The sequence below is a fragment of the Microcoleus sp. B4-C1 genome (assembly GCF_036705285.1).
GTDB lineage: Bacteria > Cyanobacteriota > Cyanobacteriia > Cyanobacteriales > Microcoleaceae > Microcoleus.
This window is the reverse complement of record NZ_JAUBUC010000031.1, coordinates 16,783-29,896: the sequence shown is the minus strand read 5'-3', so window position 1 is coordinate 29,896 and position 13,114 is coordinate 16,783. Positions and strand designations below refer to the sequence as shown.

Below are 13,114 nucleotides of genomic sequence, written 5' to 3'. Positions count from 1 at the left end.
CAAAAAAGTCCTTTCCTCTCTTCTCTTCCTCCGCGCCCTCTGCGCCCTCTGCGGTTAAAAAATCCTTCACAAATCGAGGTGGCGCTACTCAGTCAGCCAACTGAACATTTCGCCGACAGTGAGATTAAAGGATTCGGCAAAGGTGGGAACCGGGATGCGATCGCCCGGTTCTTCAAAAACTGCTAAAGTGCGATCGGCAAAATAGACAAATACCAGTTCTTCTTCCGGGTCAATCAGCCAGCCCATCTGGGTTCCGTGGGCGAGACTGTGGAGAATGTTGCGGACGACTTTAGTTTGACTTTGGTCGGGGGAAAGAATTTCGATTGTCCAGTCGGGGGCGATGGCGAAAGTGTTTGCTACTTCGCCGTTTTCGTCGCGGGGAATGCGTTCCCAGGTAAAGACTGCAAGATCGGGTACTGTCGATCGACCTCCAAAGGTACAGCGCAATTCTGGATAGGCGCGGGCGATGCGTTGGGGTTTGAGTACCCGGTTAATGTCAGCACCCAAATCGCTTTGAATTGTGCTGTGTTTTCCTTGGGGCATAGGTTTCTGGATAATCTGACCATCGATGAATTCGCTGGCGGGTTTGGTTTCCGACAGTTGGAGAAATTCATCGAGAGTCAAAGGTTTAGAAGCGGTTTGAACCATTATTTTAATTGGATTTAAGTTTAATTTGTATTAGTTAAGCGATCGTGCATTTAATTTATCAAGAAAATGGGTCTAAAACCCCGTCCTTCGCTTGACGGCTTTAAGGGGTCTAACTCGTTTGACGGCGAGTCCGACAGGGATTGAAATCCCTGTCTCATAGCGCAAGTCCTCTGCAAGAGGACTGAGGATGTTGATTAACGTGAAATGCGAAACTCAAGATCAAGTTGAATTTAGACTTGCAGTCGCTTTTATGCGAAACTCAACATCGAATTGAATTTAGACTTGCAGTCGGTTTTAACCGACTTTCGCTATGAGACAGGGAATTCATTCCCTGTCGGACTGTCGGACTGTTGGACTGTCGGAATGTCGGACTGTCGGACTGTCGGAATGTCGGACTGTCGGACTGTCGGACTGTCGGACTGTCGGACAAGCAATAAACGCTTAAAGAAATACTCCCAATCCGCGGCTAACGGCATTTCCCATACGATCGCACAATGAAGCATCCGGCACTTTGTCTCCTTCCTGTTCCCATTTTTCCACGAGTTGGCGGCCTAGGGGCGTGAGGCGAAAACTGTCGGTAATCCCTTGTCCGTCTACTTCCCGCCGCAGTACACCGACTTGGATCAGCCACAGCAGGGAGTTTTCGGCTACGAGTTCGGATACGGGCGATCGGGTGTAGCCGCTTTCGACACCAGAATTTGAGGCGATCGCAGTTAGGAAAACGCTGTTATCGCGGATCGTCTGGAAGAAGTGTAATTGAAAAGGGCTGCACCGGACCGCGCGATCGGCTCTTTTGACAGTGCGATCGGGATAACTAATAGATTTAAATGCTTCAGATGGAATAAAAGTCATTCAAAAAACCTCTGAACAGGTACTATATTTTTAATTGTTACAGATATCTGAGCGGGCTGATTCACCCTATCGATCCTAATTTTACACTTATTATGACCGATACACTAAATAATATCAACAGGTTTGTTGAATACGTTCGTACTTTGAAGGGAGACGAAAAAGGCGAGGCACAGGTATTCTGCGATCGCCTGTTTCAAGCCTTCGGTCATCTAGGCTACAAGGAAGCGGGAGCCGAACTAGAATTTCGAGTAAAGGCGAAAGGCAAAACTACGAAATTTGCCGATTTGCTGTGGCGACCCAGGTTGTTGCTGGAGATGAAAAAACGGGGCGAAAAACTGGAAAAACACTATCAACAAGCCTTTGAATACTGGCTGGAGCTAGTGCCGCAGCGTCCTAAATATGTGGTTCTTTGCAACTTTGATGAATTTTGGATTTATGACTTCGATTTGCAACTGCGGGAACCGGTAGACCGCGTAAATCTGGAAGAGATACCCGCTCGCTTCACAGCCTTAAACTTTCTTTTCCCCGAAAATCGCCAGCCTTTATTCAATAACAACCAAATTGATGTAACGCGAACTGCCGCTGACAAAGTTGCTCTAGTTTTCAATCGGTTAGTAGAGCGAGGCGAAAAAGTAGAAACCGCTCAAAGGTTTATCCTTCAGTGTGTAGTAGCATTGTTTGCTGAAGATATCGATTTGTTGCCGCGCGGTTTATTCACCGAGTTTTTAGGTGATTGCCAGATGAATCGAGTCAGTTCCTACGATTTGATTGGGGGATTGTTTCGGCAAATGGGGAGCGATCGCCCCGCACCTAAAGACAGCCGCTATCGGGATGTATCCTATTTTAATGGCGGTATCTTCTCAGTTGTTGAACCCATCGCCCTGACTCGCAGCGAAATCGATCTGCTATTGGAGGCAGCAAAGGAACGGTGGTCAAAGGTAGAACCTGCGATTTTTGGCGCGTTGTTTGAGTCCAGTATGGGCAAAGAGGAACGTCATGCCTTGGGTGCTCATTATACCAGCGAGGCAGATATTCAAAAAGTGGTTTTGCCTACGATTATCCGCCCGTGGCGAGAACGGATTGAAGCTGCGAAGACGCTGAAAGATTTGTTGGCACTGCGGCAAGAATTACTTGATTTCAAAGTTCTCGATCCCGCTTGCGGCAGCGGTAATTTTCTCTATGTTGCTTATCGGGAAATGAAGCGACTAGAGGCACAATTGCTAACTAAAATTCATGAAAATTTCTCTCGTGCTGCTAATGCGATAGGTACGATGTCGCTGGTGAAGACAAGCCAGTTTTACGGCATTGACATCAAACCCTTTGCCGTGGAATTGGCAAAAGTGACGCTGATGCTTGCCAAAAAGTTAGCCTTAGATGAAGAAAACCAGTTGCTCAATACGGTACAGTTGAACCTGGCATTGGAACTAGAGCAAGCATTGCCGCTCGATAATCTCGATCGCAATATCCGCTGTGATGATGCTCTGTTTTGCGAGTGGGAACAAGTTAATGTAATTATTGGCAATCCTCCCTTTTTGGGTGGTAATCGTCTGCGACTAACCCTTAGTGATGATTATGTCGATCGTATTTTTGCCAAATTTCCTGATGTAAAAGGTAAAGTAGATTTTTGTTCCTACTGGTTTCGCCTTGCTCATAATCACTTAAGGGAAGATTTCCGGGCTGGCTTAGTCGCAACAAACACCATCTCTCAAGGTCAAACTCGTCAAGCTACTTTAGACTACATCATTCAAAATGGTGGTTGTATTTATGATGCAATTTCTACTCAGCCTTGGTCTGGTGAAGCGAAAGTACACATTAGTATTGTCAATTGGCTCAAAACTTCTGAGAGTAAAGAATTAACCTGCCGTATTGATTATAAAGTTGTTTCTCATATCAATTCTTCTCTCAAGGCAGAAGTCGATGCTTCTCAAGCTGTAAAGATTAAAGCCAACTTAAATCAATGTTTCGTAGGAGTGCAACCTAATGATAAGGGTTTTATTGTAACTGAAAGAGAGGTAAAGCAATGGATTAAAGCCGATCCTAAAAATCAAGATATTCTCAAGCTCTTTTCAACGGGTGCGAATCTGGCACAGAACCCCCAGGGAAAGCCAGAGCGTTGGATTATTGATTTTGACAATCGCAGTTTAGAAGAGGTTAGTGATTACCAGCTACCGTTCGATCATGTTAAAAAGTACGTCAAGCCTCAACGAGAATCTAATCGAGAAGCCGTCATGCGGGAAAAATGGTGGCGATTCAAGCGCACGAATGAAGCAATGCGAAAAGCTCTAGCAACTTTACCCTTTTGTTTCGCCGTCCCAGAAACTTCAAAGTGGTCGATATTTTTAATTTCTGATTGTAATTACTTGCATGGAAATAGTTGTCATCCTGTGGCTTCAGATGACTTCTATGTTCTTGGCATCCTAACTTCAAATCTGCATCGTCAGTGGGTAAAAGCACAAAGCTCAACCCTTAAAGCCGATACACGTTACACTCACAACACCTGTTTTGAAACATTTCCCTTTCCCCAAAATTGCCCAGAAAAAACCAAAACTGAAATTCGAGCAGCCATGCAGGTTCTCCATGACTATCGTACAGAGTATATGGAGCGCAAACAGTGTGGTATTACCCAATTATACAACGAGTTTTTTAATGAAGCTGCCAGCCAACTCGCCAAACTCCACGCCCAATTAGACCAACTCGTTTGCAAAGCCTACGATATCAAACCCAACCAAGACCCCTTAAAGTTTCTATTAGAATTAAACTTTGAAGTTGCACAGCGAGAAACTGAGGGATTACCTGTTGTCGCTCCCTGTTCGCGGCCTGTTGTATAAAAATGCTAGTTAAATCCAGTCCTGGACGCACTTCTACCAAAGAAACCGGGTTTTTTACCAAATCTGCGGGTTGTAATTCAGTATTTTCGTAAAAAAAACCCGGTTTCTGGCCCCTGCGTAAGTCCTGTAAGTCTAATTATTTTAGGCATAAACTTTCCTGAATTCATAAGTATCTGAAGCTTCCGCATCTTCTAAAGTCAGAAATTCGTGTAACTCATTAATAGAAAGAGGGCTGAGATAAACATCAGACTTGGATTCATAGACTTCGGAAAATGACTCAATAGCTTGTTTGAGTTTATCAATAGATTGTTCTGGAGTATTGCCTTGTCCCACCAATCCATTTTCTAAACACAAAGAAACCCAATAATCAGCACTTGTTCGGAGAATCACAGTATAGAAATCAATCATATTTTACAGGAAAATTAATTTTTATTGAGTAGGAAAATCAGGAGAGCACGCCGATAATCTAACACGCGATCGCCCGCAAGTCAACGCAGAAAATCGCCCAATCGAACTATTTCCAAGCGCAAATTTTCCTTGGGATGAACTCAATCCCGAACCTCGCATTCAAAACATTGACGGTAGCAGCACAAAATCAACTAAAATAGGTTGGTAAATCGCAAGGGAAACAAAACTATGACATTACCAGTTGGGTGCGCCGCCCCTCAATTTACCGCCAAAGACACCAACGGCAACACAGTATCCCTCTCCCAATTCGCAGGTAAAACCGTAATCTTGTATTTCTACCCCAAAGATGACACCCCCGGCTGCACCAGACAAGCCCAAAGCTTCAAAGCAGCCCATGAAGAATACAAGGGCAAAGATATAGTAGTTCTCGGTGTCAGCCGCGACAACGAGGAATCGCACCAAAAGTTCACAGAAAAATACGGTTTACCTTTCCAGCTATTAGCAGATGTTGATGGCACGATTACCAAAGCTTACGATGTCGAGAAAGGCGATTATGCCAAGCGCGTTACTTTTGTCATCGACGGTACCGGCAAAATCATTCAGGTTTATGAAGGGGAAACCATGAAAGTTGACACTCACGCTCAAGATATTCTCGTCACCATAGTTTAGTCGAAGTTTAGTCGAAATTTAGTCGATCGCACTAACACTCCTGCACGCACCAAACGGCTAAAAACCCGGTTTCTTCCTAGATGCCTCGTTGCTATAAGCAATATTCTCCTAGGAACCGGGTTTTTTTAGTAAGGAATGAGAATTAAATAACTTCCACTCTTGAAAGTGGGATGGGCGTCCCGCCCGTCCAAAAAGGATGGGCGTCCCGCCCATCCCACAATAACAATTAAAATTGTAAGTTATTTAATTCGCGATCCTAAGTCCTGACAATCAAGCATCCAGGATACAAGCCTCCGCATTCATCCGTCGGGTCAATCCTTCAATTCTAAAATCTAAAATCTAAAATCTAAAATCTAAAATCGCGCAATCGATTGACTCAGCCAGTGAGGGGTCAAGGGTACAGGGGGAAACAACCTACTCGAACTAAATTCCTTCCCTCAAAACTTCCACCACAAATCCGCTCAACCAGGCATATATTCGGTTAAGGTGCTTATTGTACGTCTAAAGTGAGATTTGTGGCGCAACTCCCGCCAATAATTAAAAACTTATGCTGGAAAAGGCATTAACCGCCCGTAGGCTGAATCTAAGGGCGATTTTTTCCTGGTTCGGGTCATTGTGTTTGATAAAATCAGAAGTTATCCTTGCTTTAGCTGAATAACTAAGTAGGTAGAGGGATATATAATGACAACCAACAACATTATTTTGAGTTACTTAGGCCCGCGAGAAATTGAGGTCAATAGACCCACTGTCTTAGTTGGCACTTTTGACAAAAATCTAGTGGCAGCGATTTCAGCATTAGAAGGCTCAAATGCCCTGAATGTCGGAATAAATCTCTCTAGAGGCATTTGGAACATCAGTTTAGAAAAAGGATTCGATAGCGCAGGAACTCGCACAGTGCAGGTGAGGGCAACTGATAAGACTGGCAAAGTTATCGGCCAACAAACAATTAACATCAAAGTTAATCCTGCTTCTGGGGCACCCGCTCAAATTTTCACGTTAATTACTCTCACAGATACCAAATTCAAAGCCGGAACACTGCCCGCCAGCAATCTCAACGAGCTGCAAAAAGCGGACATACCAGCAGGGAAAATTTATCCAGTTAGCGACTACGAGTTAGAAGACGGACATCTGAATGTTCAACTAAATAATCCAATTTATCCGGTGGGAAAAACCGGCTTTTTCTACGAAAAACACGTACTCATAACCAAAGGCGCAAAAATTCTCATATTCGATCGCGCCGAGTTGCCGACCCCGCCTCCTGGAATGCAGTTACTGTGGGTGATCAAAAAGACCTGGTTAAAGTTCACCCCCGCAGATTCTGGAACTTTAGGCCCAACTCAGAAATTACTATTTAACCCAGGAGAAACTTTCAATCTTCTCGGCTACGCTTGCGTGGAAAACCATTTCAGAGTCGCTTTTGCTCGGGCAGTTCCTAACTTAGGAACTTCGGGATTTCTGTACTGGCTGCACGTCCAAATTTTGCGAGACGGGAGGGGAATTGAGTATGATAGAAATGCAGTTACGATGACAATCATCAAAACAACTGTGTTTAAAAAGCGCCCGGTAAATGCGGCTAGCCTGCCACCCGAAGAAAAAATCACCTTGCCGGCGGGAATGATTTACGGAATTGCCGGATTCTTGATCGAACAAAGCCACATTAAAGTCTCGCTGACCGAGAATTTGCCACAATTTGGCAATACAGGTTTCATTTATCCCGATTTTGTGCAATTCAGCCGCGGTGGCAAATCTTTTAATCCCGCTGTGAATTTAACTTATCAAGGGCCGTCAGAAGTTTTAGTAAATCAGCCGATCGTCCTTCGGGGTACTTTTGACCGGCAACAAGCAGCAAAAATTGACGTGATAGCTGAGGATAAATTTCCCCTAACCGTCACTCTAAACCAAGAGACTAGCACTTGGCAAGTTAATTTGTCTAAAGGATTTAGCGTAGCTGGAGCTCGGTGGCTCAGGTTGCGGGCAACTGACAGCAAAGGCAACGTTACTGGCAGCCAAATAATTTACATTGCCGTAACTTCCGATCCGCTAACTGTCGGACGAGGTTTGACCTTAAAGATAGTTTCTGACACTTTGTTTAAGGTAGTTCCTCTTGATTCTTCCAGGCTCAACAATCAGCAAAAAGTTGTTGTCAAAGCAGGCCAGACGTTGGCCGTTAGCAAATACGGATTTATTGACGGGCATCTCAAGGTGGTTCTGGATTCAGCAATTTGGCCGATCGGCACTTTTGGCTATTTTTATGAACCCGACGTTCAGTTGGCAAAAGGTACTCAAATCCTAAGATTTGACCTGGCTGACGTACCCAATAGCAACGTCAGCGCTCAACTTTTGGTAACTCAAACAACTCAGATTAAAGCTAAACCCGAAGATTCATCGAAACTGCCTGCAGATCAAATTGCTGACCTACTTTTAGGCAGCACCTATGCCATTACTGGTTATGCCTGCATTTTGGGGCATTTCCGAGTAACTCTCGCCCAATCTATTCCCGGTTTCGGCAATATCGGATTTATTTATTGGCAGGACGTTAAAATTAAAAAAGACGGCAAAGAAGTTCCCTTTGACCCGGATGCTTTGACGATGACAATCCTGCAAGCAACTGTCTTTAAAAAACGGCCGGTAGATTCTTCTAGCCTGAGCAGTACCGAGAAAACTACGCTGCCTTTAGGTCGAGTTTACGGCGTGAACAGCTACGGTGCGGAAGGATCTCACCTGAAAGTTTCTCTGACTGAAGAACTGCCGAATTTGGGCAATACAGGTTATGTTTTTCCTAGTTTTGTTCAGTTCAAGCGGGGAGATAAAATTTTCGATCCGGTTCCGAACAATGTGGAATTGAACGTGCCGTATTTTTCGCAGCGAGACAATCCGCGTTTTGACTGGTCTACTTGCAACGTAACTTCGATCGCCATGGTGCTTTATTATTATGGTCTTCGTTCTGAGTGGGGCGGACAGTTGGAGGATGAGTTGTTGCAGTGGTGTTTCGACTATGCCGGCCAGGGATCTCAAACCGATCACAGCGTGCTTTCGGCGCTGATTCAGGCCTACGGGTTTAAGACGAGTTTTAGTACGACTCGCAAATGGGCCGAGGTGCGATCGGAATTGCTAAATCGGCGGCCAGTAGTTTTAGCAGGAGATTTTACTGCTGCCGGTCACATTCTTACTGTCATTGGCTACAATTCTCAAGGTTATATCGTGCAAGATCCTTGGGGAAATGCACTCACTGGTTACAGCGATACTGAGGGGAGAAAGTTGATGTATCCCTACAGTTATGTCAATCAAGTTGCTGGGCCAGATGGGAATGTTTGGGCACATTTTATCTATCCATAATTTACTCTACTGTTAGCAAATTGTGAGGCACTGCGGCTATTCGTAAGGTGTGCATAACAGCTATTCGTAAGGTACTTAATGCACACCCTACCTAACTTAGGAAATCTTGCGCTTAATTTTGCATTTTGCTGCGCCCATGCCTAAAAAGCTCAACCCTACTAAAGTACCAAACCAAGTGGGAGCATCCCGCTGTTTAACGAGGCAGAAATACTTAAGCTTGATGTCGTTATTTAAATAGGCACATCTGAGTCTTAAAATCTGAGGCACATTTTTTTCGTTCCACTGTGCACCTACAATCTTAATTCTTGCTCCAATCTGTTGAATTAAAGACTCTACAGCTCCCGAACCAATGTCAATACCCTGAATAAAGATAATTTTGGTAATCTGGGATTATTGACTGATGTTTTCGCAGATATTTCTGGAACTTTTCACTCCCTTTACTAAAGCGCCAGTCCAGTAAAAGAGGTTGACAAAAACTATCAAGTATGGTGTACAAAAAAAATCACGGCTTAGCATCCAAAACTCAAGTTGCAACCCAGCGAGCGAGTAAAATTACCAATCCAAAATTTCAGCCTCTTTATTGTTACCAATAAATCTGGCTTTCGTTCAATATAAAAAATATAATATCTAACTGAAGTATTTTTTTAGTTAGGCAGATACCAGTTGACTTTCTGTAAAACTTCTTGCCAAAACATGAAGATTGTGAACCACTGCCATGCGGCGCAGATCGAATAGATTTTTGTGCAGCCCCCTTAGTGGTGCAGAAAACTCCTGAGATACTTAAGGAGGGTAGAGAATGATAGTTAATGGAGAAAAGGGGCTTGCGCCGTGGTTCGATTGTTTTAGATGTTTGACAGCTTATTATGCCTGCTACTATTCCGTTTAGGGTCTAAATTTAGGACTTTTATGGCTTCTTGATACTCATTCATGGTTTTTTCCTCTGGGTTCCTAATCCGTTCATTGTAACTCAAAAAAGCCTGAAGTGATTACGGACCCATCACTTCAGGCTGGAATTTTTAAAATTTATAACCATCAATTCTATTTAAAGACTTGCAAAATGTGGGATGTACATTTATTGGTTAACGTTAACCCGACTGATGTCGCTAGCTTTGTCCTGCAAAGAGTCAAAGGCAGGGCTTCCAGTTACTTAAGAAAAGAGTTTCCTGAATAGTGAAAATTGCCTACCTTGTGGACTCCTAGTTATTTTGTCGGTAGTGTTGGCAATGTCTCAACTGAAACCGTCAGAAAATATATTGAAGAACAAAGAAATAAATAATCCGCAACACTGGTAGCCTAAAGACTACAACTGCGTTTCATCCCCTGCTTGAAATACCGGGGTTCTCACGCGACGCGTTATAGGCTCCAGAAGCTAGTCGTTGTTCAAATAACCACTGTTTGCTTTCAGGAGAATCATCCAGCCAGCGATCGATCAAGTCCGCCCATTTGACAGGCAGACGCAACTCCTGCCAGGTTGAGTGAGAAGCGACAGAAAGATTGTGGTAAAGCGCTGAATCCGAAATAACTTTTTCGATACATTCTGCTAAAGCCAGAGAGTTCCCCGCCTCAAAAATCATCGAATTAATACCGTGTTTTAAGTGGGTTTTAAACATCGGGTGATCTGAAGCTACTATCGGTGTTCTAGTCCGTAAAGCGTGCTGAATAGTCAGGGGAAAGCCTTCGGGATACTCGTGCCTGCTAGTAACTAACACGAGATCGGATTCTCTCATTAAAGGTTCTAAACTCTGAGTTGGCACGATTCCCAGAAAATCTACACAATCTTTAATTTGCAACTCTTCGACTCGCTGGGCAAAAAACTCCTCTTCACCTTTACCTGCCATTTTTAAGTGAACTGATATATTATTCCGTTCTCTTAACTTTGCTACGGCTCTCAATATATCACCCACTCCCTTACTTTGTACTAACGAACCAGCGTAAAAAAGTTGAATTTTTTTGATGTCCGCAGGGATTTTTTTCGGCGACAAAGAGCCGGGATTGGTCTCTAAGAGAAAGTCCCAGGGAATTATTTTATCAGCTTTTACTCCTATTTGTTGGAACAATAAAGATGACGTAATGCCGTAAGTTCCAACCCATTCTATTTGCTTGTTATTCAACAATTGGGACAGGAAATAGTTGCGGTATTTATTGCGCCAAGTTGTTGTCGCAATAGATTCTGCAAATACAGCGATGGTTTTAATTGTGTTTTTTATTGCCCACTTAAAAATGTCTGGAAAAGTCGTCCGCATGACTAAATGAGTCGGCTTTTGCTGGGCAATTAAGTCGATCAATTTTTGGGGATCAATTTTGTAATTAAATCCGCAACCGATCGCCCGCACGCCGTTTTCTAGAACCCGATCGTTAAATTCGGGTGTCATGCAGCAAATAACCGTTACTGACTCAGCTCGTTTTGCCATCTCGGTGACGGCATCAACAGAATATTTTTGAGCGTAGTATGTTTCGCTTCCACCTTTGGCTAAACGATCAAAGGCTTCTGCGTAATCGCCGGCATACTGAACTATGACTAAGCGCATTTTCCTCAACTCTGGTTGTAAAGTATTTAATAGGACTTACGATGCAAAAGATGTGTAAGTAGGTTGATCGGGACGGTTTGAGGTACCGCCACAACCGCACTATTAATTTTATTTTGCTTCAGTCTTATTATAAAGAGTTTCGGCAACAGCCAGGTCAATAGATAGCGGCCGCAGTCGCTTTGTATTGGGGGTTTCAGGCTAATTTTCTCTTGATGTATCTGAGAGTGTGTTGCAAGTAGAATGCGGGAATTAATCCCGACTAAGTAAGGAGAAATACTGTCCCCTGCAATTTGATCTCCGAAGTTGCGATCGACACTCACTCTCGACACTCACTATCGGTACTCAGTTAGCATATTGGAGGGGATGCCAGCAGAATTGGGCTATAAAGTTCACAAATCGTGACAATATTTGGTTTTACGGCGCTCAATAAGCCAAAGTTTCTAAAGTTTCTCGCAGATAGGAACGAACCTGCTGATCGAGGGTGGCATTTTGGTGCTGACGCTCAAAATTGAGTTCTAGCTGCCAGCGTTGAAATCCTGAACTTGCGCCGATCGCGGATTTGAGACTGCCCCAGATTTCAGAATCTTCGCACAGCTCGATCGGCTCGGCGGCTTGAGGTTCTTGTGCGATCGGTAGATAATTCGCCATATTGTTATACCTCTGTTTTAATCCCCTGTAAGGATTGAAAGCTGACCTTGACACTCTCTATTATAGATTCTTCTCTCCAAAGAGCCAACCTAAAATATCCACAACCTGCGATTAAAAATTAAATATTAAGACTATTAATAATCTCTATCACAAGAGGGGTGTTACCTATTTTCTTCACAGCATACATCTGTACAAATTAAAGTAGCTTAAACTACAATTGTCCCCTTATTAATTTTTTATTTCACTTTTTTTCGATCGACTCTTCGGGTAGATATGTAACGCCGTTGGAGTCAGCAGGTTTTGGGTTGACAATACTGCCGACTGACGAATTCCCTCTTGTGGATGCTGAACCAATTGACTCTACAGGTGCAGCCACAGCGGCAGTTGTCTCGGCTGCCAAAGCCGGCAAAAGTCGATCGACTTGCCAAGGCGCGATCGTAAAATCCTGCCGAATTTTTTCTAAAACATGAGGCTGTGTCGCTGCAAATTCTGATTCCGGCGTCAGCAAAACCGCCATGACACTAGCAGACACCTGCAAAAACAAATTGCTAGCTAAAAAAGCAGCAACTGCCAACAACAATCCAGTCCCGCGCCAGGAAGGAGGAAAGGGAGCAACCGTTGCCGCGAGGGGAGCCAATCGGTAGAGTTGCCACAAAATTATTGCCAGCAAAACAGCAACAAAAAGAGCGATTCCTTGATTTAACTTTGTTTTAAACCGAGTCAGAAGCCGCTGCTGCAAACAAGTTAAATTCTGCGGTTTCACCGCCACAACTAAAATACTAAAAATGTAAAAAGGGCGGAACCACTGCATCCAAAGCACAGGAACAATACCTGCTACAGCCACTAAAAATATTTCTAACCAGACAGGGAGCAGGGGAGAACCCACTGCGAGTCCCAGCAAGCACACTCCTAGGAATATCGGCAGTGCAGCCGCCCCAGAAAGATGAATCCACAAGAAAGGATCTGACCAAAAAGAACGCACTTTAAAAAATAATTATGAGTTATGAGTTTTGAATTTTGAGTTTTGATAGTCGGGGACGCATTCTTAAGCAATAAACCTGGTGCAAAGAGTACATCTCTAGAGGTAACACCAAGCATTTTGGGAGGAAACTCGATTGCTGTGCGTAAGTCTTATTGGAGTTTTAAATTTTGAATTTTTAGCAACAGCCAAGACGATGAGGACGTTGTTAATTGTGG

Annotated in this window: 10 protein-coding genes and 2 pseudogenes; 5 read left to right on the top strand and 7 right to left on the bottom strand. The window is 43.8% G+C overall.

The annotated features are described in order from the left end of the window. Window positions 1–84 precede the first annotated feature (84 nt). Entirely contained in the window at window positions 85–648 is a 564-nt protein-coding gene (locus QUB26_RS14490) for a Uma2 family endonuclease (protein WP_333239273.1), read from the bottom strand. 310 nt (window positions 649–958) lie between these two features. Here QUB26_RS14490 and QUB26_RS14485 point away from each other — a divergent pair, with 310 nt between their 5' ends. After that, on the top strand, window positions 959–1,093 hold the full coding sequence (locus QUB26_RS14485; RefSeq protein ID WP_333239271.1) for a hypothetical protein: 135 nt from the start codon (window positions 959–961) through the stop codon (window positions 1,091–1,093). Here the strand turns inward: QUB26_RS14485 and QUB26_RS14480 are convergent. Further along, window positions 1,090–1,500 (bottom strand): Npun_F0494 family protein, encoded by a 411-nt coding sequence (locus QUB26_RS14480; RefSeq protein WP_333232592.1) that lies wholly within the window; start codon window positions 1,498–1,500, stop codon window positions 1,090–1,092. The two genes, QUB26_RS14485 and QUB26_RS14480, sit on opposite strands and share 4 nt — an antisense overlap. 92 nt (window positions 1,501–1,592) lie before the next feature. On the opposite strand from QUB26_RS14480, the gene QUB26_RS14475 reads away from it, so the two are divergent. Next, window positions 1,593–4,328: a DNA methyltransferase gene (locus tag QUB26_RS14475; protein WP_333318557.1), complete on the top strand. Its 2,736-nt coding sequence runs from the start codon at window positions 1,593–1,595 to the stop codon at window positions 4,326–4,328. 141 nt (window positions 4,329–4,469) lie between these two features. On the opposite strand, the gene QUB26_RS14470 is transcribed toward QUB26_RS14475, so the two are convergent. Next, window positions 4,470–4,736 carry a hypothetical protein gene (locus QUB26_RS14470; protein WP_333239267.1) on the bottom strand — a complete coding sequence of 89 codons (267 nt, stop codon included), beginning with the start codon at window positions 4,734–4,736 and terminating at the stop codon, window positions 4,470–4,472. A gap of 228 nt (window positions 4,737–4,964) precedes the next feature. Here QUB26_RS14470 and QUB26_RS14465 point away from each other — a divergent pair, with 228 nt between their 5' ends. Together QUB26_RS14465 and QUB26_RS14460 are read left to right on the top strand one after the other, a co-directional pair. After that, entirely contained in the window at window positions 4,965–5,405 is a 441-nt protein-coding gene (locus tag QUB26_RS14465) for a peroxiredoxin (protein ID WP_172192900.1), read from the top strand. A 681-nt stretch (window positions 5,406–6,086) separates the two neighbouring features. Further along, window positions 6,087–8,741: a C39 family peptidase gene (locus QUB26_RS14460; RefSeq protein ID WP_333239265.1), complete on the top strand. Its 2,655-nt coding sequence runs from the start codon at window positions 6,087–6,089 to the stop codon at window positions 8,739–8,741. A 219-nt stretch (window positions 8,742–8,960) separates the two neighbouring features. Here the strand turns inward: QUB26_RS14460 and QUB26_RS32000 are convergent. Next, a pseudogene (locus tag QUB26_RS32000) lies at window positions 8,961–9,165 on the bottom strand (ISKra4-like element ISMae18 family transposase); the annotation flags it as partial. Between the two features lie 642 nt (window positions 9,166–9,807). Between QUB26_RS32000 and tnpA the strand changes: the two are divergent. After that, window positions 9,808–10,017 (top strand): annotated as a pseudogene (tnpA, locus tag QUB26_RS14450) (IS200/IS605 family transposase); the annotation flags it as partial. A gap of 37 nt (window positions 10,018–10,054) precedes the next feature. On the opposite strand, the gene QUB26_RS14445 reads toward tnpA, so the two are convergent. From QUB26_RS14445 to QUB26_RS14435, 3 genes are all read right to left on the bottom strand, one after another. Next, window positions 10,055–11,269: a glycosyltransferase family 4 protein gene (locus QUB26_RS14445; protein WP_333318556.1), complete on the bottom strand. Its 1,215-nt coding sequence runs from the start codon at window positions 11,267–11,269 to the stop codon at window positions 10,055–10,057. A gap of 423 nt (window positions 11,270–11,692) precedes the next feature. Beyond that, entirely contained in the window at window positions 11,693–11,917 is a 225-nt protein-coding gene (locus tag QUB26_RS14440; protein WP_333057837.1) for a hypothetical protein, read from the bottom strand. A gap of 241 nt (window positions 11,918–12,158) precedes the next feature. Beyond that, entirely contained in the window at window positions 12,159–12,899 is a 741-nt protein-coding gene (locus QUB26_RS14435; RefSeq protein ID WP_333318554.1) for a low-complexity tail membrane protein, read from the bottom strand. Between the last annotated feature and the right edge of the window lie 215 nt (window positions 12,900–13,114).